This is a genomic window from Chromobacterium sp. HL1, from assembly GCF_057418835.1.
In genome coordinates, this window is record NZ_CP162399.1 from 981,574 (window position 1) to 999,916 (window position 18,343).

Here is an 18,343-nt window from a genome sequence, read left to right on the forward strand (position 1 = left end):
CCGGCCGCTGGGTCCACACCGGCTATCGAGATGGCCGGATGGTAATTCGATGGGTCGCACACGCGACCCTTACTTATTGGGAGTTAGCATGCAACAAATTCCGACAATAAAACCGCTTATCGACGCTGCCAAGGCAGTAGTCGACGCTCACAAAAATGGCATGCCGATGGACGACAAGATTCAACTACTTGAATGCATGGCGGGATCGCTATGTGACGACCAAGGGCGACCCTTCATCATCATTCCGCTTTCAGTCGCTGCAACAGTCGACAAAGCCTTCCTTCCTCAAAACCCCAACAAGTTGAGAACAGGCGGAGAGACGGTAAAAGAGGCAGCGCACCAATTCCGCGCCGCCGTCATCGCCGCAGTTATTCATTCCAAAGGATAAGGAGACAGCAGCATGCACACCCTAAGCAAACTCCCCACTTACGAAGAAGCGACCGAGGCAATCAAAGCCGGCAAAGTAACCGCGCTGACCCGCTTCATTTACAGCAATGAGCCTGCCGGCCCTACCGAGGAGGAATTCCGAGAAGGTCTTGCCGCTGTGATCGAGGAGGCGAGGACGGTGAATGCTGAGGCGGAGCCGGTGGCGTACAAGTTGCTGCGGAAAAACTACGACGGCCATTGGGTTGATGATGGCCGCTATTGGATTGACGGGCCTCCGGACGCTGGAATCATGGAAAACGTCCGGAACAACCCAGAACAGTGGACTGTGCTGCACGCATTTAGCCGGCCTCAGCCCGCCAGCGCCCAGCCGGCGACCGTGCCGAATGCCGTGACGTGGCAGGATCTGTGTCGAGAGTTGTCGCTGTTCTGCTTTGGACTATCGCGTAACGAACGCGCGCCCAGCATGGAGCCGGACGCATTCAGCAGAGCAATTGAGGCGATGGTGGAAAATGGTGATTGCGCGTTGCGCAAGGTGAAAGCCCTGCTCGCCGCCGCGCCGCCGGCAACCGTCAAGGATTCCTCGATAGTTCAGCAAGCGCCAGCCGGCCGGCTGTCGTACTTTGCTTACGACCCAGACACGGGATTTGAACAGTTCAACACCGAAGCCGAGGCCATGGTTTTTGCGCAGGCAGCCATCGACGCGTACCGCGAGGTGGCTGGCGATGGATGGGACGAGTGCGTCGAGAATGTGTGCTGGGGCATAGTCCACGGGACGACTCAGCAAGTCGCCGTCGAAGATGACTACGACGGGCGCGACGGCCTGGGCGACATGCTGTTCGTTGATTACATCCTCACAGGCCCTGCTCCGGCGTCGGCCCAGGTCGAACAGCAGGCGCCGGAAGGTAAAGCAGTGGCGCTGTCTGATGATGAAATCTGCGCCATGGCGAAGTCGTATCGACGCGTGGAGTGCCACGTGCCTGTGTACGCGTTCAATCGGCGTGAGCTCGTGACATTCGCAAGACGAGTTGTCGCCACCCAATTACCGCCAGAGCCGGCCATCACCGCTGAGAAGATCGTCGAGCAGATCGCCCAGCAGTGGGACGAGTGCGATTACGACGGCATCGACATCGGCGCAGCAATCCGCGCGGCGGCCGCGCGCCTGGCGGCCGAGGCGAAAGGGGGGCGTGATGATTAGACTTACGACAACAGCAAGTGCGGTACGGGAAGCGGCCGATGTACTGCGAAGTGCTGCAGCTGATCTTGAATTGGTAGCAACACGATTAGAACAAAGTGGCGACCTTGGGCATGTCGCGCGCGCGGTAGCAATCATCGCAAACGTGGTTCCAAACTGCCGGCTCGATCTCTTCGTATCGCGCCCACTTCATGAAATGCAGGTTGCAACAGCCCTCTCAGAGGTGCAGGAAGGCGGCGAGGCATGAGCAAATCCATAGAGCAGTTGCAGGCCGAGAACGCGGCCCTTCGCGCTTGCGCCCTGAAATACATCGACTGGCTGAATGTCGACCTCGACCCGGAGCTGATGCTGGATCAGGACATGCGCGACCCTGAGATGGTCGGCTCGGAGCTGGCTGGCAAACTGGCGCAGTCGAAGGAAGGGGGCGAGTGATAGCGTGCGAGCACTGCACCGGACTTGAGGGCGACGTCTGCTATCCGCAGTACGGCCACGCCCCGCACGTCCACACCCCGCACGTCCACACCAGGGGCGGCACCGTCTTCGTCGGCGAGCCGCCGGCCAACTTCATCCCGGACCCGGACGCGCCAGGACTGGGGACTTGGTATTGCCCGAGCTGCAAGGAAGGCATACCGGATGATCTGGACGCTCAGCAGCTCATGGCTGAGCTTGGCCCGGCAAGCGAAACAATCGACGTGGAAGCAGGCGCTAGTGGCCAGCCGAAGCGGAGAGGATGGAAACAATGGACGCTGAACTGAAGAGGCTGCTTGAACTGTCGGCCAAGGCCATGGAAATCGACGGTCTGACGTGGATTCGTAGCGGCCAGTGCTTCTACTACGACGACCCTGAAACCGGTCGCGAAGAGTGGAAGCCCGACAACTGCGACGGCCTGAGCCGGCGATTGCAGGTAAAGCTGCAGATCGACACCCAGCACGGGGACAAGGAGATCAAGGCCTGCAACGGTGACTACTGCTGCGCCGTTGTCAAGATTGGAGACGATGCGGCAGCGGCCATGCGGCGCGCAGTGCTCGAAGTGGCCGCCCAGGTTGGTGAGGTAATGGATGGCTGACCAGCAAGCGCCCATCCACCGCTACATCCAGCGGCGCGCCGGCGAAGTCATCTACCTGGGCCCGGAGCGGCCGACACCTGGCACGAGCTGCACCCGCAGCGAGTGGATGCCGGACAAGGCGGCGGAGTGGGGCGGGGAGTGGTCACCGCCGGAAATTGTGTTTTGAGGGCTGCCAGATGGCGGCCCAAATCATTTTATAGAGATAAGGAATTGCAATGAATACCAACCTGAAACGCACCATCCGCCGCGACGAACTGCGCAAGATGGTCCCGCTGGCTGACTCGACTATCTACGAGATGGAGCGCCGCGGAGAGTTCCCGAAGCGTTTCCCCCTTACCGCGCGCTGCGTGGTCTGGGATTATGACGAGGTAGTGGCCTGGATTCAGGCGCGCAAAGAGGCCGTCAACGACGCAGAAAAGGTTCATGGGCCGGATGTCCATCAGCGCAAGACTCGGCCCACCAAGAAGGCCGCATGAGCCTACATCGTGGGCGGCAGAAGCGAAGGCTTGTAGGGCTTGCATGCGATCCAGCCGTCCACCATGCTTGCCCACTCCTGCAGCATATGCTGCCGCTGCACAGAGTATTCCGCCTTGTTGTACACCGCGCGCACGCCTTTCTGCTCGTGCGCCAGACACTTCTCGATCCAATCGCTATTGAATCCCGCCTCATGGAGGAGCGACGAGCCAGTCCGCCGCAGGTCGTGGACAGAAAACGGCTCCAGCGCCAGGCCCTGCGCCTGCGCCCGCTCCACCGTCACATCAATGACCCGGTTCAGGGTCGAATTCGACATTCCCTTATCCCCTTCATAGCGCGACGGCAGAATGAACTTCGAGCCGCCGGCGCACGTCTTGAGCGCCACCATGATGTCGAAGGCCTGTTGGGCCAGGTAGACGTTATGCGGCCGGCGCGCCTTCATCCTGCCCGCCGGTATGGTCCACACCGCATCTGTAAAATTCACCTCGTCCCAAGTCGCATTGAGCAGTTCGCTCTTGCGCACCATCGTGAGCAGTACCAGCTTGAGCGCTAGACGGATAGTCGGCAGCGTGCTGACGTTCTCCAACTGTGCGAAGAAGATCTGGATCTCGTCCGGAGATAGGGCGCGATCCTTTGGCTTGAAGGTTGCGATTGAAGACGCGCTGACGGTATCAGCCGGGTTCACAACCTTCTGCCCCTTCCCTATGGCCCAGCGGTAAATCTGCTGGACGATCTCGCGCGCGTGCACGGCCGTCGCCGGCGCGCCGCGGTCCTTTATCTTGTCGCATAGGTCGCGCAAGTCTTCGTCGCTTATCTCGCTGAGCTTCCGATTCTTGAAGGTGGGCAGGATGTCGCGGTTCAGGATGCTCTCGCGCATGGCCTTGGTGCTCTCGGCCATGGCGTAATCTTCCAGCCAGGCGACGGTAAACTCGCCGAAGGTCTTGGCGGCCCGTTCTTGCTTTTTACCGCGCTGCTTTTCCTTGGCCGGCGACTTTCCGGCGGCGATGTCCTTCTTGGCCTCGATCAGGGCCTCGCGCGCGGTGGCCAGGGTGATGCCGGCCGGCCCATATCGGCCAATGGTCAGGGTTTCGCGACGGTTGTTCAGACGGTAGTCGTAACGGAATGTGATTGTGCCGGCAGGGGACACGGCTACATAGAGGCCGTCGCGGTCGGCGACCTTGTAAAGCTTGTCCTGTGGCTTGAGATTCTTCAGCTTGGTATCTGTCAGCACGGTTACCGTCTCCGGGTGCGGGTTTTTACCGTCATCGCCAGGGCTGGCGGTAAAACCGCTACAAGCCGCGCCAGTGCTGAATGTCAGCCTGATTAATACCGTCGAGATGCGCTTTGCGCAGTGACGGTATGGTATTTTGAGTCGATGAAACGGATAGGGAATACCGTCAAGAATACCGGTAAAAAATTCCGTCTTCAATCGATAGTTGTCGAAAGCAGAAAAGAGAAAGCCCCGAGCTAATGCCCGGGGCTGCTGATTTGTACGATAGCTGCTGAAAGTCAGCGACTAATGCAATATTATTCCCACTCGATGGTGGCCGGCGGCTTGCCGGACACGTCGTACACCACGCGGTTGATGCCCTTGACCTCGTTGATGATGCGGTTGGACGCGCGGCCCAGCAGGCTGTACGGCAGCTCCGCCCAGTGAGCGGTCATGAAGTCGCTGGTGACCACGGCGCGCAGCGCGACGACGTAGTCGTAAGTGCGGCCGTCGCCCATCACGCCCACCGATTTCACCGGCAGGAACACGGCGAAGGCCTGGCTGGTCAGTTCGTACCAGTTCTTGCCGCTCTTCTCGTCCACGGTGTTGCGCAGTTCTTCGATGAAGATGGCGTCGGCCTGGCGCAGCAGATCGGCGTACTCTTTCTTCACTTCGCCCAGGATGCGCACGCCCAGGCCCGGGCCCGGGAAGGGGTGGCGGTAGACCATGTCGTGCGGCAGGCCGAGCGCGACGCCCAATTGGCGCACTTCATCCTTGAACAGCTCGCGCAGCGGCTCCAGCAGCTTGAGGTTCATGTCTTCCGGCAGGCCGCCCACATTGTGGTGGCTCTTGATGGTGTGGGCCTTCTTGGTCTTGGCGCCGGCGGATTCGATCACGTCCGGGTAGATGGTGCCTTGGGCCAGCCATTTGGCGTTGCTGAGCTTGCCGGATTCACGGTCGAACACCTCGATGAATTCCGCGCCGATGATCTTGCGCTTCTTCTCCGGGTCGCTCTCGCCGGCGAGCTTGCTCATGAAGTCGGCTTCCGCCTGCACGTGAACCACTTTCACGCCCAGGTTCTGCGCGAACATTTCCATCACCATCTTGCCTTCGTTCAGGCGCAGCAGGCCGTGATCGACGAAGACGCAGGTCAGTTGCGGGCCGATGGCGCGGTGGATCAGCGCGGCGGCCACCGAGGAGTCCACGCCGCCGGACAGGCCGAGGATGACTTCTTCGTCGCCCACTTGCTCGCGGATCTTCTTTACCGCTTCGTCGATGTAGTTGGGCATGGTCCAGCTGGGTTTGCAGCCGGCCACGTGCAGCACGAAGCGATGGATCATTTCCGTGCCGCGCTTGGTGTGGGTCACTTCCGGATGGAACTGCACGCCGTAGAGGCCGCGGCTCTCGTCGGCCATGGCCGCGATCGGGCAGGACGGGGTTTCGGCGATGACGTTGAAGCCCGGCGGCAGGCCGGTGACCTTGTCGCCATGGCTCATCCAGACGTCGAGGAAGCCGTTGCCGGCGTCGTCCACCTGGTCTTGCAGGCCTTCCAGCAGTTTGGAGTGATGGCGGGCCTTGATCTGGGCGTAGCCGAACTCGCGCTTGTCGCCGGCTTCCACTTTGCCGCCGAAGGTCTGGGCCATGAACTGCATGCCGTAGCAGATGCCCAGCACCGGAACGCCGAGTTCGAACAGCGCCGGATCGGCCTGGTAGTCGGATTCGTACACCGAGTTGGGGCCGCCGGAGAGGATGATGGCTTTGGGCGCGAAGGCGCGGATTTCTTCCAGCGGCATGTCAAACGAATGAAGCTCACAGTAAACGTGAGCTTCGCGTACGCGGCGGGCAATCAGTTGGGTGACCTGAGAGCCGAAATCGAGAATGAGGACTTTGTCCATGCCTATCCTTCAGGAAATGTTGTGGGCCGTGCGGCCGTGATGATTGAGATAGTGTCGCAGGCGGCTGGGCGCGCGGTGGCTCGGGCCTGCTTTCATTGTTCGCCGTCCCGAGACGGCAGCCGGAATCTGCGGCTGCGCTCCGGCACGTGTTCGCTGCGGGCCAGCAGCATCAGCAGTCCGGCGAGGATCATGCCGAAGGACAGCAGATGGCTGGGGCGTAGGCCTACCGCGTCGTAGAGGTAGATGGCGCCGCCGGCGTAGATCAGCAGCGGGCTGGTGACCAGGGTGGATTTGTTGAAGCCGTCCACGACGAAGAGCAAAACGCCCGCGGCGGCCAGCAACAGAGAGAGCAAGGTGGCGGTGTTGGGCAGCAGCGAGGTGCTTTTCAGGAACCAGACCGATCCCAGGCAAATGAGCACGATGGGCAGGGCCGCGCTGCGGTTCATCAGGCGGCTCCACGCTGGTTTTTCATGAAGCGCTGTTTTTCGCGCTGCCATTCGCGGTCTTTTTCGGTGTCGCGCTTGTCGTGCAGCTTCTTGCCCTTGGCCAGCCCCACTTCGACCTTGATGTTGCCGCGGGTGTAGTGCAGGTCCAGCGCCATCATGGTGTAGCCGGCGCGTTCCACCTTGCCGATGAAGCGGTTGATCTGTTCTTGCGACAGCAGCAGTTTGCGCGGGCGCACCGGGTCGGCCTTGACGTGGGTGGAAGCGGATTGCAGCGGCGTGATGTGGCAGCCGATCAGCCAGAAGGCGCCGTTTTTCCAGTCCACGTAGCTTTCCTTCAACTGGACGCGGCCGGCGCGGATGGCCTTGACTTCCCAACCTTCCAGCACGAGCCCGGCTTCGAGCTTTTCCTCGATGAAGTAGTCGTGGAAGGCCTTGCGGTTCTGGATGATGCTCATGTCGGCTATCGGAGTAATCTGTGGAATGAATCCTCCATTGTACCAGAAGCCGGCGGCTTGCCAAAGCCATGAAAATACAGCGCTTTGACGGGAGGCAGGGTGGGGCGCGCCGTATTTTGTTAAACTTGAGGTTTTTACCGATGCTGACGATTCCCGTGGCAAAGACGGGACAGCGGTGACGATAAGCGAGCAATGGATGCAGGTGGTTGAAAAAAGCGTGTTGGTGGCGCACACGCCGGCGCAGATGTTTGCGCTGGTGGACGATATCGAGCATTACAGCCGGTTCCTGCCCTGGTGCGGCAAGGCCGAGGTGTTGTCGCGCGAGGGCGATCAGGTGGTGGCCAGCCTGCATATCGATTACCTGAAGGTGAAGCAGCACTTCACCACCCGCAACACCAATCAAGCGGACGAGGCCATCCTGATGGAACTGGTGGACGGGCCGTTCGAGCATTTGGAAGGGCGCTGGCACTTCAAGCCCTTGGGCGAGATTGGCTGCAAAGTGGAGTTCCGTCTCAGCTACCAGTTTTCCAGCAAGATTCTGGAGATGATCATCGGGCCGGTGTTCGGCCATATTTCCGGCACCCTGGTGGACGCCTTCATCAAGGAAGCCGACAAGGTGTACGGCGATGACTGAGCTGATGCAGGTGGAAGTGGTGTTGGCCTTGCCCGAGCGTCAGGAGCTGGTGGTCTTGCAGGTGGCGGCGGGAACGACCGCGCGCCAGGCGGCGGAGTTGTCGGGTTTGCTGGCGCGCTTCCCGCAACTGGAGACGGAGAGCCTGAAGCTGGGCGTCTTCGGCAAGGCGGTCAAGGACGACGCGCCGTTGCGCGAGCACGATAGGGTGGAGATTTACCGGCCCTTGATCGCGGACCCCAAGACGGTGAGGCGACAACGCGCCGAGGCGGGGAAACAGATGAAAAAAGGCGGCGGGCACTAGCCGCCGCCGAGAGGATGTCTAAGAACCTGTTTACGATCTGCTACGCGTTGGCGATACGGCGTTGAAAATCACTTCGAAATGCTCATGTACCGTGTGTACACTTCGCTTTCTCAGCGGTTTTCGCCTTGTCTCACCTTAGCTCGCGAGATCGTAAACACGTTCTAAACGCGGTTTATAGCTGCGGCGCCATCAGCGACGGCGGCTGCTCCTCCGCCGAATGCACGCGGTTCTTGCCGTTGAGCTTGGCTTGGTACATGGCTTGGTCGGCGCGCTCCAGCACGTCGGCCTCTTGCTCGCCCAAATGCCATTTGGCCACGCCGGCGCTGAAGGTGATCAGCAGGCGGTCGTTGTTGGCCAGGAAGAAGGTTTTGGTCAGTTCGCGCTGCAGCCGCTGCACGGTGGCGACGGCCTCGTCTTCCGGCGTGTCCGGCATCAGGATCACGAACTCCTCGCCGCCGAAGCGGGCGACGATGTCGGCCGGACGCAGGCTGTGCTTGATGGTGTCCACCAGGTATTTCAGCGCGTCGTCGCCGGCCAGGTGGCCGTATTTATCGTTCAGCTGCTTGAAGTTGTCCACGTCGAGCAGGGCGACGGACAGCGGCGCGCCGGTGCGCTCGGCGCGACTGATTTCGCGCTGGAAATGTTCGGCCAGGCCGCGGCGGTTGAAGGCGCCGGTCAACTGGTCTTCGCGCACCTTGGCGCTGGCGGCCTCCAGCGCGCCTTCCAGTTCGGCGATTCTTTGTTCGGCGGCTTCCACCTGTTCCTTGGCGGACAGCAGTTCGTCGCGGGAGCGGGTCAGGTCCAGTTGCATCAGCGAGGTGTCTTCCATCAGGGAGCCGATGATGCTGCCCAGTTCCTCTACGTTCTGCGACTGTTTGATGCGGGTGCTGTGGTCCTTGATCTTGTTCTGGAAGTCGTCGGTGCTGTCCGTCATCATCGCCAGACGCGAGATGAAGCGGTCCAGCAAGGAGCGCAGCGAGCTGGCCGCCTCGTCCAGCGAGGTTTTCAATTGGCCTTGCTTGCGGATCACGTCCTTGAGGCTGGACTCCATCTGATAGACCTGCTGCATGGACAGCGGCTCGTGGCTGAGGATGTCCTGCAGCGAGTGCACCTGGCCCACCAGATAGGTGTCCGAGTGATTGAGCTCGGCGATGTTTTCCAGCAGCAGGCGCAGCAGATTGGTCATCGCCGACACCAGGCGGTCGTCCTGCTGCGATTGCAGTTCCAGCTTGATCATGAATGCCCGCAGCTTGGGCATGTAGGCGTTGAGCGCGGCGTCGTCGGCCACTTGATTCAGTTCGCCCAGCAGCGCTTCCAGCGCGTCCACCAATTCCGGATAGTTGATCAGCCGCGGCTCCAGGCCGTGCTTGAGCGCGAAGCTCAGCGTGCGCTGCCAGGCCAGCCAGCTGTCGCTGGGGACGTCGGCGTCGTCGTCGTCGGGGCTGTTTGCGGGAGCGGAGGCATCGGGGAGGGCGGCGCCGTTGCCGTTGGACGACGGCGCGGACTGGGTCCAATTCTGGATCAGCGTGGCCAGCTTCTGGTTCAATTCGTCGGGCTGGTTGCCGTAATTGATCAGCACCCGTTCCAGCGTGGATTGCTTGTGGTGCTGAGGCATATTGGGCAGGCGCAGGTCCCAATTGCGGATCAGGTTCTGGATCAGCGTGCCCCAGCTGTGCTGCTGTTGGCTGGCGCTGAGCGAGGCGCGCAGAAAGTCTATGATCAGTTGGGGGGCTTGTTCCCAGCGGTTTTCATCGCAGACTTGTTTCAGGCGGGTGAGCGTGACTTTGGCCTGCACGCTTTCTTGAGGCAGCGTTTCCAATGCGCGCAGCAACAGCACCGCAAGCTTGTTGTCGCGGTCGACCGGCGTTTGCGTCAGCTCGTGATAAACCCGCTCAAAGTTTTCCGGTGTCGGCAACAGCTTGCGCACCGTCAGCTGTTTGAGCGTTTCTCGTGCGACTTCGATGGGGTTTTGTGTTGTCATTGCCCAAACCTTGGACTTTTTTAGACCGGACGTCATTCTTGTTGTCTGTTCAGCTCTACAGTGCGGTCCGGGCGGATATTTAGCGAGGCGTTGGCTTCACCGGATCCAGCAATTGGAAAAATACTTCACCATTCCGAATCATGCCAAGTTCATTGCGGGCTCTCTCCTCAATGGCGTCCGTCCCCTGTTTCAAATCTCGCACTTCCGCGTCCAGCGCGGCGTTGCGGGCCACCAGCTTTTGGGTGGTCGCCCGCTGTTCCTGTAGTTGCTTGTCCAGCTGCCAGACTCTGAGCCAGCTACCTTTGCCAAACCACAACGGCCATTGCAGGGCCAGTATTACTGTCACCAGAGTCAGGGTCAGCCAGCGCATACGATTACTTCAGGTGGTAAAAGGCAGCTTTGCCCGGATAGTAGGCAGCGTCGCCCAGCTCTTCTTCGATGCGCAGCAACTGATTGTATTTAGCCATGCGGTCGGAGCGGGACAGCGAGCCGGTCTTGATCTGCATGCAGTTGGTGGCAACGGCCAGATCCGCGATGGTGCTGTCTTCGGTTTCGCCGGAGCGATGACTCATAACGCTGGTATAGCGGGAACGCTTGGCGAGATCAACCGCTTTCAGCGTTTCCGACAGCGTGCCGATCTGATTGACCTTGACCAGCAGCGAGTTGGCGAGGCCGCCTTCGATGCCCTTGGCCAGGATCTTGGGGTTGGTGACGAACAGATCGTCGCCGACGATCTGCACGCGGGCGCCCAGGCGTTCGGTCAGCAGTTTCCAGCCGTCCCAATCGTGCTCGCTCATGCCGTCCTCGATGGAGAGGATGGGGTAGTGGTTGACCAGGGTTTCCAGGTAGTCGGTGAACTGTTCGGAAGTGAGCTGCAGGCCTTCGGCGGTCAGATGGTATTTGCCGTCCTTGTAGAACTCGGAGGAGGCGCAGTCCAGCGCCAGCATCACGTCCTGGCCGGCGACATAGCCGGCGGCGTCGATGGCTTCCAGAATCAGCTTGATCGCGTCTTCGTGGCTGTTCAGATTGGGCGCGAAGCCGCCTTCGTCGCCCACGGTGGTGGCGTAGCCTTTCTGGTCGCAGATTTTCTTCAGGCTGTGGAAGATTTCCGCGCCGCAGCGCAGCGCTTCGCGGAAGGTTTGCGCGCCCACCGGCATGATCATGAACTCCTGGATGTCCAGGGTGTTGTTGGCGTGCGCGCCGCCGTTGATCACGTTCATCATCGGCACCGGCAGGGCCATCGGGCCGGCGCCGCCCAGGTAGCGGTACAGCGGCAGGCCGGCGTCTTCGGCGGCGGCGCGGGCCACGGCCATGGACACGGCCAAGAGCGCGTTGGCGCCGAGGCGGGATTTGGTTTCGGTGCCGTCCAGCTCGATCAGGGTCTTGTCGATGAAGGCCTGGTCGCTGGCGTCGAGGCCGATGATGGCTTCGCAGATTTCGGTGTTGATGTTTTCCACCGCCTTCAACACGCCCTTGCCCAGGTAGCGGCTTTTATCGCCGTCGCGCAGTTCCAGCGCTTCTTTTTCGCCGGTGGAGGCGCCGCTGGGCACCGCGGCGCGGCCCATGACGCCGGACTCCAGCAATACGTCTGCTTCCACGGTCGGATTGCCGCGCGAATCCAGAATCTCACGAGCTACCACATCGATGATCGAACTCATTTACATTTCCTTCAAAGGCTGGTTGTGTTCGGGCGGAGGGCAAGCAACCGGCCGGAGCCGGTTGCGATCTGCGCCTGCCGGTTTACAGGGTGTGTTCCGGCCAGGGATTGTGCTTGACCAAGTCGTCCAGCGCCTTGAGCGTGGTCAGCAGTTCCTTCATGCGCGGCAAAGGCCAGGCGTTGGGGCCGTCTGACATTGCGCAGGCCGGGTTCGGATGGGTTTCCATGAAGATGCCGGCGATGCCGGAAGCCACCGCGGCGCGCGCCAGCACCGGCACGAATTCGCGCTGGCCGCCGGAGGAGGTGCCTTGGCCGCCGGGCAGCTGCACCGAGTGAGTGGCGTCGTAGACCACCGGGCACTGGGTGTCGCGCATGATCATCAGCGAACGCATGTCGGACACAAGGTTGTTGTAGCCGAAGGAGACGCCGCGTTCGCAGGCCATGAAGCTGTCCGGCTCGAGGTTGGCTTCCTGCGCGGCGGCGCGGGCCTTGTCGATGACGTTCTTCATGTCGCCCGGGGCCAGGAACTGGCCCTTCTTGATGTTCACCGGCTTGCCGCATTGGGCGACGGCGCGGATGAAGTCGGTCTGGCGGCACAGGAAGGCCGGCGTTTGCAGCACGTCGACCACGCTGGCCACTTGCACGATTTCGTTCTCGCTGTGCACGTCGGTCAGCACCGGCACGCCGATCTGGCGTTTCACTTCCGAGAGGATGCGCAGGCCTTCATCGATGCCGAAGCCGCGGAAGGAGGAACCGGAGGAGCGGTTGGCCTTGTCGTAGCTCGATTTGTAGATGAAGTTGATGCCCAGCTCGGCGGTGATCTCCTTGAGCTGGCCGGCGGTGTCCAGCGCCATCTGTTCGCTCTCGATCACGCAGGGGCCTGCGATCAGGAACAGCGGCTGGTTGAGGCCGACTTCGAATCCGCACAGTTTCATGCCTTGGGTCCTTGCTTGTCCGCTTGGTATTGCAGCGCCGCTTTCACGTAGGAGATGAACAGCGGATGGCCGTCGCGCGGAGTCGAGGTGAATTCCGGGTGGAACTGGCAGGCGAAGAACCAGCGGTGATTGGCCAGTTCTATGGTTTCGACCAGCTTCTCATGACCGGCGGAGCGGCCGCTGATGGCCAGGCCGGCCTGTTCCAGACGCGGAATGTAGTAGTTGTTGACTTCGTAACGGTGGCGATGACGCTCTACGATCTCGCCGGCGCCGTAGATTTTCGCCGCCAGAGAGCCCGGCTCCAGATCGCACTGCTGGCCGCCCAGGCGCATGGTGCCGCCCAGATTGGAGTTTTCGTCGCGCTTTTCCACCTTGCCGTCGTGGTTGACCCACTCGTCGATCAAGGCCACCACCGGGAAGTTGGTGTCGAGGTCGAATTCGGTGGAGTTGGCGCCGGCCATGCCGGCCACGTCGCGAGCGTATTCGATCAGCGCGATTTGCATGCCCAGGCAGATGCCCATATAGGGGATGTCGTTCTCGCGAGCGAACTTGACCGCCTTGATCTTGCCTTCCACGCCGCGCTTGCCGAAGCCGCCCGGCACCAGGATGGCGTCCATGTCCTTCAGGGAGTCAGCGCCGTCGCGCTCGATTTCCTCGGAGTCCACGTAGATGATGTTGACGTTGGTGCGGGTATGGATGCCGGCGTGCTTCAGCGCTTCGGTCAGCGACTTGTAGGACTCGGTCAGATCGACGTATTTGCCGACCATGGCGATGTTGATGCTGTGGTCCGGGTGCTCGATCGCGTCAATGATGCGGCCCCACACCGACAGATCCGCCTTGGGCAGGTCCAGTTGCAGTTGCTCGGCGATGATGTCGTCGATGCCCTGGTTGTGGAGCATGGCCGGCACTTTGTAGATGGAGTCGGAGTCGTAACAGCCGATGACGGCGTTTTCTTCCACATTGCAGAACAGCGCGATCTTGCGCTTTTCGTCTTCCGGCAGTTCGCGGTCCATCCGGCACAGCAGCACGTCCGGCTGAATGCCGATCTCGCGCAGTTCTTTCACCGAGTGCTGGGTCGGCTTGGTCTTGATCTCGCCGGCGGTGGCGATGTAGGGCACGTAGGACAGGTGCACGTACAGGGTGTTCTTGCGGCCCAGGTTGGAGCGCATCTGGCGGATGGCTTCCAGGAAGGGCAGCGATTCGATGTCGCCCACGGTGCCGCCGATCTCGACGATGGCGACGTCGGCGTCGGCCGCGCCTTCATGCATCTTCAGCTTGATTTCGTCGGTGATGTGCGGGATCACTTGCACGGTGCCGCCCAGGTAGTCGCCGCGGCGCTCCTTGGTGATCACGGACTCGTACACCTGGCCGGTGGTGAAGTTGTTGCTTTTCTTCATCTTCGCGTGGATGAAGCGCTCGTAGTGGCCCAGATCGAGGTCGGTTTCCGCGCCGTCTTCGGTGACGAACACCTCGCCGTGCTGGAACGGGCTCATGGTGCCCGGATCAACGTTGATGTAGGGATCGAGCTTCAGCATGGTGACTTTCAGCCCGCGAGACTCGAGGATGGCGGCGATGGACGCAGCGGCAATGCCCTTACCCAGGGAGGACACCACACCGCCGGTTACGAAGATGTACTTGGTCATGAGATTACGGCTCTATGGGAATCCGGGATTCTACCCTGAAATCGTTGCGATTTGAATCGCTTCGAACCATGTTGTTGCAAGTCGCGCCGCCGTCCCCGAGCGCGGCCGGCCAGACGCGTTTCGCCGCTTGGCAAAGAAGTGCTCGCATCTCTGTGGCGAATACGGTACAATTGCCGCCGACTGTTTCATACACGATCGCGCCCATGCTGCAAAAGGGTGCGTTTTCTGCTTGAGTGTCTGGCTTTGTCTATGATATAAAGCCAGCTTTTACCGGTTTTGGGAGTGTTCAACATGGCGCGTGTTTGCAAAGTCACCGGCAAGCGTCCGATGACCGGGAACAATGTTTCCCACGCCAACAATAAGACTAAACGTCGTTTTCTGCCTAACCTGCAATATCGCAAGTTCTGGGTTGAGAGCGAAAACCGCTGGGTGCGTCTGCGCGTATCCAACGCGGCACTGCGTACCATCGACAAAGTTGGCATCGATGTAGTGCTGGCTGATCTGCGCGCTCGCGGCGAGATCTGATTGCGGTCAACCAGAAAGCTACTGAGGTAATAACACATGCGCGATAAAATCAAGCTTGAGTCCACTGCTGGCACCGGCCACTTCTACACGACTACGAAGAACAAGCGTACGATGCCGGAAAAAATGGAGATCAAAAAATTTGATCCCGTTGCTCGCAAACACGTTCTGTACAAAGAAACCAAGCTGAAATAAGCCGGTTTCCGCGGGAACGCGAAAGCAAAGAGCCCTTCTCTGGTGCACGGAGAAGGGTTTTTTTCTTTATGGTTCGGCACTAAAACCCCCGCCAAGCATGCTTGGCGGGGTTTTTGCGTTTAATCGGCGCTGAGGCGGCCAAAGGTTTTTTTGGCGAACACCAGATCTTGCCAGGCCTTGAGTTTGTCCGGCTGGTTGCGCAGCAGGTAGGCCGGGTGGTAGCTGACGATCAGGGGAATGTCCTGATAGCTGTGCAGTTTGCCGCGCAATTGGCCGATGCCCTTTTCCGTTTGCAGCAGGGTCTGGGCGGCGAAGCGGCCGAGCGCCAGGATCAGCGTGGGCTGGATATGGCGGATCTGCTGGATCAGATAGCTCTGGCAGGCGGCGATTTCGTCGCCGCCGGGATTGCGGTTGCCGGGCGGACGGCATTTGAGCACGTTGGCGATATACACGTCGCGGTCGCGATCCAGTCCGGTGGCGGCCAGCATATTGTCCAGCAACTGGCCGGCTCGGCCTACGAAAGGCTGGCCCTGCCTGTCCTCCTGTTCGCCCGGCGCTTCGCCGATCAATAGCCAGCGCGCCTGTCGATTGCCGCGGCCGAAAACGGTTTGGGTGCGGGTTTGGCACAGCCGGCAGTCGCGGCAGTCGCGCACTGCGCGTTCCAGCGCGTCCCATTCCAGCAGAGGCAGGACTTCGGGCGCGGGGGAGGCGATCGGAGGGGGCTCGGCGGAGAGCGGAGGGAGCTTGGCGGAGGGCTGCGCGGCGACGAGCGTCGTCGGTTCGGGCTGCGAGACAATGTCCGTCCGCGGCGGAGCCGGGGGCTCCACGGGCGTCAAGTCGACGTCGGCCGGCGCTTCCGCTTGGCGGCTCAGCGCCGCCGGGTGTTGTTCGAACCAGCCGGGGCGCGCTTCCCAGGCGGGGCCCAGTCCGATGACGCTTTGAATCAGCGCGGCGCGGCTCATAGGTCGGTCTCCATCAGGATGGCGTCTTCGCGGCCGTCGGCACAGGGGTAGTAGTTCTTGCGCCGGCCGTTTTCAATAAAGCCCTGGCTTGAGTACAGGGCGCGGGCGACGGCGTTGCCGGCCCGCACTTCCAGAAACAGGCGTCGCGCGCCGGCGGCGGCCAGAGCGGCGCTCAGTTCCCGCAGCAGCCGCTTGCCCAAGCCCTGGCCCTGCCATTGCGGATCCATCACGATATTGAGCAGTTCCGCCTCGTCCAGCACGCTCTGGGTGACGGCGAAGCCTTGCAGGCGCCCGGCGGCGAACAGGCCGTGGAATTGGTGGCCGCAGCGCACGGAGTCTTGGTATTGAGCTGCGGACCAGCCGTGAGCACAGGCGCGGCTCTCCAGCTCGGCGAGTTGAGCGGCGTCGTCGGGCAGGAAGGCGCGATAGACGGAACTCATTTTTGGCGCGCCTGCTGCTGTTCCTGCGCGGTCAGGGCGACTTTATTGCGCACATACAGCAGCTCCGCTTCGCGCGGATGGGTTTGCGGATAGCGGCCGCTGCGCGCCAGCGGGAAGTAGGCGAGGGCGTTGGGCTGCAGATCCGCGCGCACAACGGCGTCGCCGGCGCTTTCTTGCAGGACGGGGTAGCGTTCGAAGCCGTCGCCGGCGCCGATGACGGCGCGTTCCGGCCATTGGACGGCTTCCGGCGCGCCGACGCTGATCGGGCCGAGGCGTTCCGGTTCGCCGTTGTCGGCGACGCGGTAGCCGGCGCTGTAGACCTGCTGCATTCTGGCGTCGAGACAGACCAGCACGGTGCCGGCGCCGGCTTGCTGCGCGATATTGTCCAGCGTGGGTATGGCGATGACCGGAATGCCGGCGGAGAAGGCCAGGCCCTGGGCCAGACCGCAAGCGATGCGCAAGCCGGTGAAGGAGCCGGGGCCCTGGCCGAAGGCGATGGCGTCGAGTTGCTCCAGCCGCAGTTCCGCCTGTTCCAGCAGGCGAGCCAGTTCCGGCAGCGCGCGTTCGGCGTGCTTCTGCTCGACTTTCTCGTGGAAGGAGAAAATGCGCGAACCGTTGTCAACGGCTAGGGATAGAAACGAGGTGGAGCAATCAATGGCAAGCAATTTCATCGGGGAATTCGGTCTCAAGCTTAAGAGCGTGCTGCAAGACTGCGAATTATAAGCCGAGTTCTTCCACCCAGGCGAGCGCGGAGACATGGGCCTGGTTGAACTGCTCGCTGCTGAGGTTCAGTTGGGCGCAGAGTTCCGGCACGCCGGTCAGTTGTCCGTCTTCGCAGGCTTTGACCAGCTTGAGGAAGCGGCTCATCGTGCCTTTCTCGTGCAACAGGGCCTCGGTGATGGCTTCGGGCAGCTGTAGATGCTCGATGATGTTGGCCATCGGCATGTCGAACAGCACGTCCAGCAGGCTGAACATGCCGATGATGAACAGATTGTCGCAGGTGTCGTGACGCTCGCCGTGGGCCTTGCCCAGCAGTTCCATGAAGCGGCCGCGGGTGACCGCGGTTTTTTGCAGCGCCGGCGGCGCGTGCCCTTCGTCGGAGGCGGTGACCAGCAGCAGGGTCAGCCAGCGGTAGAGCTTTTGATAGCCCAGCACGGTGACGGCGTGGGAGAAGGAACTGATGCTGGTGTTCAGGCCGGCCGCGGCGGAGTTGACGTAGCGCAGCAGCTTGTAGGACAAGGCCAGGTCGCGTTTGAGCACCTGCTCGACGTCGCGGATGTCGGCGTCCAGGCGCAGCAGGTTCAAGAGCTCCAGGGTGTTGCGGAAGGAGGGGTGGATGACCTTGGCGGACAGGGTTTCCGGCTGGGCGAAGTAAAAGCCCTGGAAGCCGTCCATGCCCAGCTCTTTGCACAGATGGAACTGAGCGTGGGTTTCCACGCGTTCGGCGATGCGGATCACCGGATAGCTGCGCAGCCGCGACGCCAGCATCTGGAAGTGGTTGGTGTCCTGATGCTGGATGTCCAGCTTGACGTAGTTGGCCAGCTCCAGAAAGGCCGCCGCCGGCGATTCGAAGCTGAAGTCGTCCAGCGAAATGCCGAAGCCCAGCGAACGCAGGTGCCGCGCGCGCGACAGCAGTTCGTTGGAGGGTACGATGCGGGGCGAGATGTCGAGAATGACGCGGCGCGGCGGCAGCAGTTCAAGGAACTCGCTGCTGAGCATGGCTTCGCCGATATTGATGAAGGCCAGCTTGCTGCCTATCAGCCAGCTGGTGCCCATATTGTTGAGCGTGTTGACCAGCACCTGGGTATCGGCTTGCAGTTCGGTATGCTTGCCGACGCCGGAGGCCTCGCCGCTGGGACGAAAAAGCAGCTCATAGCCAATGAGCTGCTGGTTGCGGTTGAGAACGGCCTGCCTGCCTATGAAGGCGCTCGTCGAGGTCATTGTCCCG

The 18,343-nt window shown here is 61.3% G+C and carries 23 protein-coding genes; 10 read left to right on the forward strand and 13 right to left on the reverse strand.

Going from position 1 to position 18,343, the window contains the following annotated elements:
- Nucleotides 1-88: 88 nt before the first annotated feature.
- From AB1Z25_RS04660 to AB1Z25_RS04685, 6 genes are all read left to right on the forward strand, one after another.
- On the forward strand, nucleotides 89-388 hold the full coding sequence (locus AB1Z25_RS04660) for a hypothetical protein (protein WP_486636689.1): 300 nt from the start codon (nucleotides 89-91) through the stop codon (nucleotides 386-388).
- Between the two features lie 12 nt (nucleotides 389-400).
- The gene (locus AB1Z25_RS04665; RefSeq protein WP_486636690.1) at nucleotides 401-1,582 is read left to right on the forward strand and encodes a hypothetical protein; all 1,182 of its coding nucleotides are present in this window, start codon (nucleotides 401-403) and stop codon (nucleotides 1,580-1,582) included.
- Nucleotides 1,583-1,822: 240 nt separating this feature from the next.
- Complete coding sequence (locus tag AB1Z25_RS04670) at nucleotides 1,823-2,011, forward strand: hypothetical protein (protein ID WP_486636691.1); 189 nt, start codon at nucleotides 1,823-1,825, stop codon at nucleotides 2,009-2,011.
- A 307-nt stretch (nucleotides 2,012-2,318) separates the two neighbouring features.
- The gene (locus AB1Z25_RS04675) at nucleotides 2,319-2,645 is read left to right on the forward strand and encodes a hypothetical protein (protein WP_486636692.1); all 327 of its coding nucleotides are present in this window, start codon (nucleotides 2,319-2,321) and stop codon (nucleotides 2,643-2,645) included.
- Nucleotides 2,638-2,811 carry a hypothetical protein gene (locus AB1Z25_RS04680; protein ID WP_486636693.1) on the forward strand — a complete coding sequence of 58 codons (174 nt, stop codon included), beginning with the start codon at nucleotides 2,638-2,640 and terminating at the stop codon, nucleotides 2,809-2,811. Before AB1Z25_RS04675 ends, AB1Z25_RS04680 begins: the two co-directional genes overlap by 8 nt.
- A 49-nt stretch (nucleotides 2,812-2,860) precedes the next feature.
- A complete protein-coding gene (locus tag AB1Z25_RS04685) occupies nucleotides 2,861-3,121 on the forward strand; it encodes a helix-turn-helix transcriptional regulator (protein WP_043635992.1) in 261 nt (86 codons plus the stop codon).
- Nucleotides 3,122-3,123: 2 nt separating this feature from the next.
- On the opposite strand, the gene AB1Z25_RS04690 is transcribed toward AB1Z25_RS04685, so the two are convergent.
- From AB1Z25_RS04690 to smpB, 4 genes are all read right to left on the reverse strand, one after another.
- Complete coding sequence (locus tag AB1Z25_RS04690; RefSeq protein WP_486636694.1) at nucleotides 3,124-4,548, reverse strand: tyrosine-type recombinase/integrase; 1,425 nt, start codon at nucleotides 4,546-4,548, stop codon at nucleotides 3,124-3,126.
- A 98-nt stretch (nucleotides 4,549-4,646) separates the two neighbouring features.
- A complete protein-coding gene (guaA, locus tag AB1Z25_RS04695; RefSeq protein WP_107798321.1) occupies nucleotides 4,647-6,230 on the reverse strand; it encodes a glutamine-hydrolyzing GMP synthase in 1,584 nt (527 codons plus the stop codon).
- An 86-nt stretch (nucleotides 6,231-6,316) separates the two neighbouring features.
- On the reverse strand, nucleotides 6,317-6,670 hold the full coding sequence (locus tag AB1Z25_RS04700; RefSeq protein WP_107798322.1) for a hypothetical protein: 354 nt from the start codon (nucleotides 6,668-6,670) through the stop codon (nucleotides 6,317-6,319).
- Nucleotides 6,670-7,125 (reverse strand): SsrA-binding protein SmpB, encoded by a 456-nt coding sequence (smpB, locus tag AB1Z25_RS04705; RefSeq protein WP_081546054.1) that lies wholly within the window; start codon nucleotides 7,123-7,125, stop codon nucleotides 6,670-6,672. Before smpB ends, AB1Z25_RS04700 begins: the two co-directional genes overlap by 1 nt.
- A gap of 196 nt (nucleotides 7,126-7,321) precedes the next feature.
- Between smpB and AB1Z25_RS04710 the strand changes: the two genes are divergently transcribed.
- Both AB1Z25_RS04710 and AB1Z25_RS04715 read left to right on the forward strand, forming a co-directional pair.
- Nucleotides 7,322-7,759 carry a type II toxin-antitoxin system RatA family toxin gene (locus AB1Z25_RS04710; protein ID WP_107798323.1) on the forward strand — a complete coding sequence of 146 codons (438 nt, stop codon included), beginning with the start codon at nucleotides 7,322-7,324 and terminating at the stop codon, nucleotides 7,757-7,759.
- Nucleotide 7,760: 1 nt separating this feature from the next.
- On the forward strand, nucleotides 7,761-8,060 hold the full coding sequence (locus AB1Z25_RS04715; protein WP_235089797.1) for an RnfH family protein: 300 nt from the start codon (nucleotides 7,761-7,763) through the stop codon (nucleotides 8,058-8,060).
- Between the two features lie 172 nt (nucleotides 8,061-8,232).
- Here the strand turns inward: AB1Z25_RS04715 and AB1Z25_RS04720 are convergent, their stop codons facing one another.
- From AB1Z25_RS04720 to pyrG, 5 genes are all read right to left on the reverse strand, one after another.
- Nucleotides 8,233-10,041 (reverse strand): GGDEF domain-containing protein, encoded by a 1,809-nt coding sequence (locus tag AB1Z25_RS04720; RefSeq protein WP_486636695.1) that lies wholly within the window; start codon nucleotides 10,039-10,041, stop codon nucleotides 8,233-8,235.
- 79 nt (nucleotides 10,042-10,120) lie between these two features.
- Entirely contained in the window at nucleotides 10,121-10,411 is a 291-nt protein-coding gene (gene ftsB, locus AB1Z25_RS04725) for a cell division protein FtsB (protein ID WP_019103546.1), read from the reverse strand.
- A 4-nt stretch (nucleotides 10,412-10,415) separates the two neighbouring features.
- A complete protein-coding gene (gene eno / locus AB1Z25_RS04730; RefSeq protein ID WP_107798326.1) occupies nucleotides 10,416-11,699 on the reverse strand; it encodes a phosphopyruvate hydratase in 1,284 nt (427 codons plus the stop codon).
- Nucleotides 11,700-11,781: 82 nt separating this feature from the next.
- Nucleotides 11,782-12,633, reverse strand: a complete 852-nt coding sequence (kdsA, locus tag AB1Z25_RS04735; RefSeq protein WP_107798327.1) for a 3-deoxy-8-phosphooctulonate synthase — start codon at nucleotides 12,631-12,633, stop codon at nucleotides 11,782-11,784.
- Entirely contained in the window at nucleotides 12,630-14,276 is a 1,647-nt protein-coding gene (gene pyrG, locus AB1Z25_RS04740; RefSeq protein WP_107798328.1) for a CTP synthase, read from the reverse strand. The genes kdsA and pyrG overlap by 4 nt, the downstream gene beginning before the upstream one ends.
- Nucleotides 14,277-14,567: 291 nt before the next feature.
- On the opposite strand from pyrG, the gene rpmB reads away from it, so the two are divergent.
- Together rpmB and rpmG are read left to right on the forward strand one after the other, a co-directional pair.
- Nucleotides 14,568-14,801, forward strand: coding sequence for a 50S ribosomal protein L28 (gene rpmB / locus AB1Z25_RS04745; protein WP_011137003.1), 234 nt, complete (start codon nucleotides 14,568-14,570; stop codon nucleotides 14,799-14,801).
- A 36-nt stretch (nucleotides 14,802-14,837) separates the two neighbouring features.
- Nucleotides 14,838-14,993 carry a 50S ribosomal protein L33 gene (rpmG, locus tag AB1Z25_RS04750; RefSeq protein WP_017506994.1) on the forward strand — a complete coding sequence of 52 codons (156 nt, stop codon included), beginning with the start codon at nucleotides 14,838-14,840 and terminating at the stop codon, nucleotides 14,991-14,993.
- A 119-nt stretch (nucleotides 14,994-15,112) separates the two neighbouring features.
- Here the strand turns inward: rpmG and AB1Z25_RS04755 are convergent, their stop codons facing one another.
- The 4 genes from AB1Z25_RS04755 to AB1Z25_RS04770 are packed head-to-tail and all read right to left on the reverse strand — an operon-like array spanning nucleotide 15,113 to nucleotide 18,336.
- A complete protein-coding gene (locus AB1Z25_RS04755) occupies nucleotides 15,113-15,955 on the reverse strand; it encodes a uracil-DNA glycosylase (protein ID WP_486636696.1) in 843 nt (280 codons plus the stop codon).
- On the reverse strand, nucleotides 15,952-16,395 hold the full coding sequence (rimI, locus tag AB1Z25_RS04760) for a ribosomal protein S18-alanine N-acetyltransferase (protein ID WP_107798330.1): 444 nt from the start codon (nucleotides 16,393-16,395) through the stop codon (nucleotides 15,952-15,954). The genes AB1Z25_RS04755 and rimI overlap by 4 nt, the downstream gene beginning before the upstream one ends.
- A complete protein-coding gene (tsaB, locus tag AB1Z25_RS04765) occupies nucleotides 16,392-17,066 on the reverse strand; it encodes a tRNA (adenosine(37)-N6)-threonylcarbamoyltransferase complex dimerization subunit type 1 TsaB (RefSeq protein ID WP_107798331.1) in 675 nt (224 codons plus the stop codon). The genes rimI and tsaB overlap by 4 nt, the downstream gene beginning before the upstream one ends.
- A gap of 46 nt (nucleotides 17,067-17,112) precedes the next feature.
- Nucleotides 17,113-18,336 carry an EAL and HDOD domain-containing protein gene (locus AB1Z25_RS04770; RefSeq protein ID WP_486636697.1) on the reverse strand — a complete coding sequence of 408 codons (1,224 nt, stop codon included), beginning with the start codon at nucleotides 18,334-18,336 and terminating at the stop codon, nucleotides 17,113-17,115.
- Nucleotides 18,337-18,343: the final 7 nt, after the last annotated feature.

Excerpts from the sequence above, each read along its gene's own strand:
- smpB (WP_081546054.1), bottom strand. The coding sequence starts at position 7,125 with ATGAGCATCATCCAGAACCGCAAGGCCTTCCACGACTACTTCATCGAG.
- tsaB (WP_107798331.1), bottom strand. The coding sequence starts at position 17,066 with ATGAAATTGCTTGCCATTGATTGCTCCACCTCGTTTCTATCCCTAGCC.
- rpmB (WP_011137003.1), top strand. The coding sequence starts at position 14,568 with ATGGCGCGTGTTTGCAAAGTCACCGGCAAGCGTCCGATGACCGGGAAC.
- AB1Z25_RS04710 (WP_107798323.1), top strand. The coding sequence starts at position 7,322 with ATGCAGGTGGTTGAAAAAAGCGTGTTGGTGGCGCACACGCCGGCGCAG.
- AB1Z25_RS04720 (WP_486636695.1), bottom strand. The coding sequence starts at position 10,041 with ATGACAACACAAAACCCCATCGAAGTCGCACGAGAAACGCTCAAACAG.
- kdsA (WP_107798327.1), bottom strand. The coding sequence starts at position 12,633 with ATGAAACTGTGCGGATTCGAAGTCGGCCTCAACCAGCCGCTGTTCCTG.
- AB1Z25_RS04685 (WP_043635992.1), top strand. The coding sequence starts at position 2,861 with ATGAATACCAACCTGAAACGCACCATCCGCCGCGACGAACTGCGCAAG.
- AB1Z25_RS04675 (WP_486636692.1), top strand. The coding sequence starts at position 2,319 with ATGGACGCTGAACTGAAGAGGCTGCTTGAACTGTCGGCCAAGGCCATG.
- AB1Z25_RS04660 (WP_486636689.1), top strand. The coding sequence starts at position 89 with ATGCAACAAATTCCGACAATAAAACCGCTTATCGACGCTGCCAAGGCA.
- AB1Z25_RS04770 (WP_486636697.1), bottom strand. The coding sequence starts at position 18,336 with ATGACCTCGACGAGCGCCTTCATAGGCAGGCAGGCCGTTCTCAACCGC.
- ftsB (WP_019103546.1), bottom strand. The coding sequence starts at position 10,411 with ATGCGCTGGCTGACCCTGACTCTGGTGACAGTAATACTGGCCCTGCAA.
- rimI (WP_107798330.1), bottom strand. The coding sequence starts at position 16,395 with ATGAGTTCCGTCTATCGCGCCTTCCTGCCCGACGACGCCGCTCAACTC.
- AB1Z25_RS04680 (WP_486636693.1), top strand. The coding sequence starts at position 2,638 with ATGGCTGACCAGCAAGCGCCCATCCACCGCTACATCCAGCGGCGCGCC.
- AB1Z25_RS04700 (WP_107798322.1), bottom strand. The coding sequence starts at position 6,670 with ATGAACCGCAGCGCGGCCCTGCCCATCGTGCTCATTTGCCTGGGATCG.
- AB1Z25_RS04755 (WP_486636696.1), bottom strand. The coding sequence starts at position 15,955 with ATGAGCCGCGCCGCGCTGATTCAAAGCGTCATCGGACTGGGCCCCGCC.
- rpmG (WP_017506994.1), top strand. The coding sequence starts at position 14,838 with ATGCGCGATAAAATCAAGCTTGAGTCCACTGCTGGCACCGGCCACTTC.
- pyrG (WP_107798328.1), bottom strand. The coding sequence starts at position 14,276 with ATGACCAAGTACATCTTCGTAACCGGCGGTGTGGTGTCCTCCCTGGGT.
- AB1Z25_RS04670 (WP_486636691.1), top strand. The coding sequence starts at position 1,823 with ATGAGCAAATCCATAGAGCAGTTGCAGGCCGAGAACGCGGCCCTTCGC.
- AB1Z25_RS04665 (WP_486636690.1), top strand. The coding sequence starts at position 401 with ATGCACACCCTAAGCAAACTCCCCACTTACGAAGAAGCGACCGAGGCA.
- eno (WP_107798326.1), bottom strand. The coding sequence starts at position 11,699 with ATGAGTTCGATCATCGATGTGGTAGCTCGTGAGATTCTGGATTCGCGC.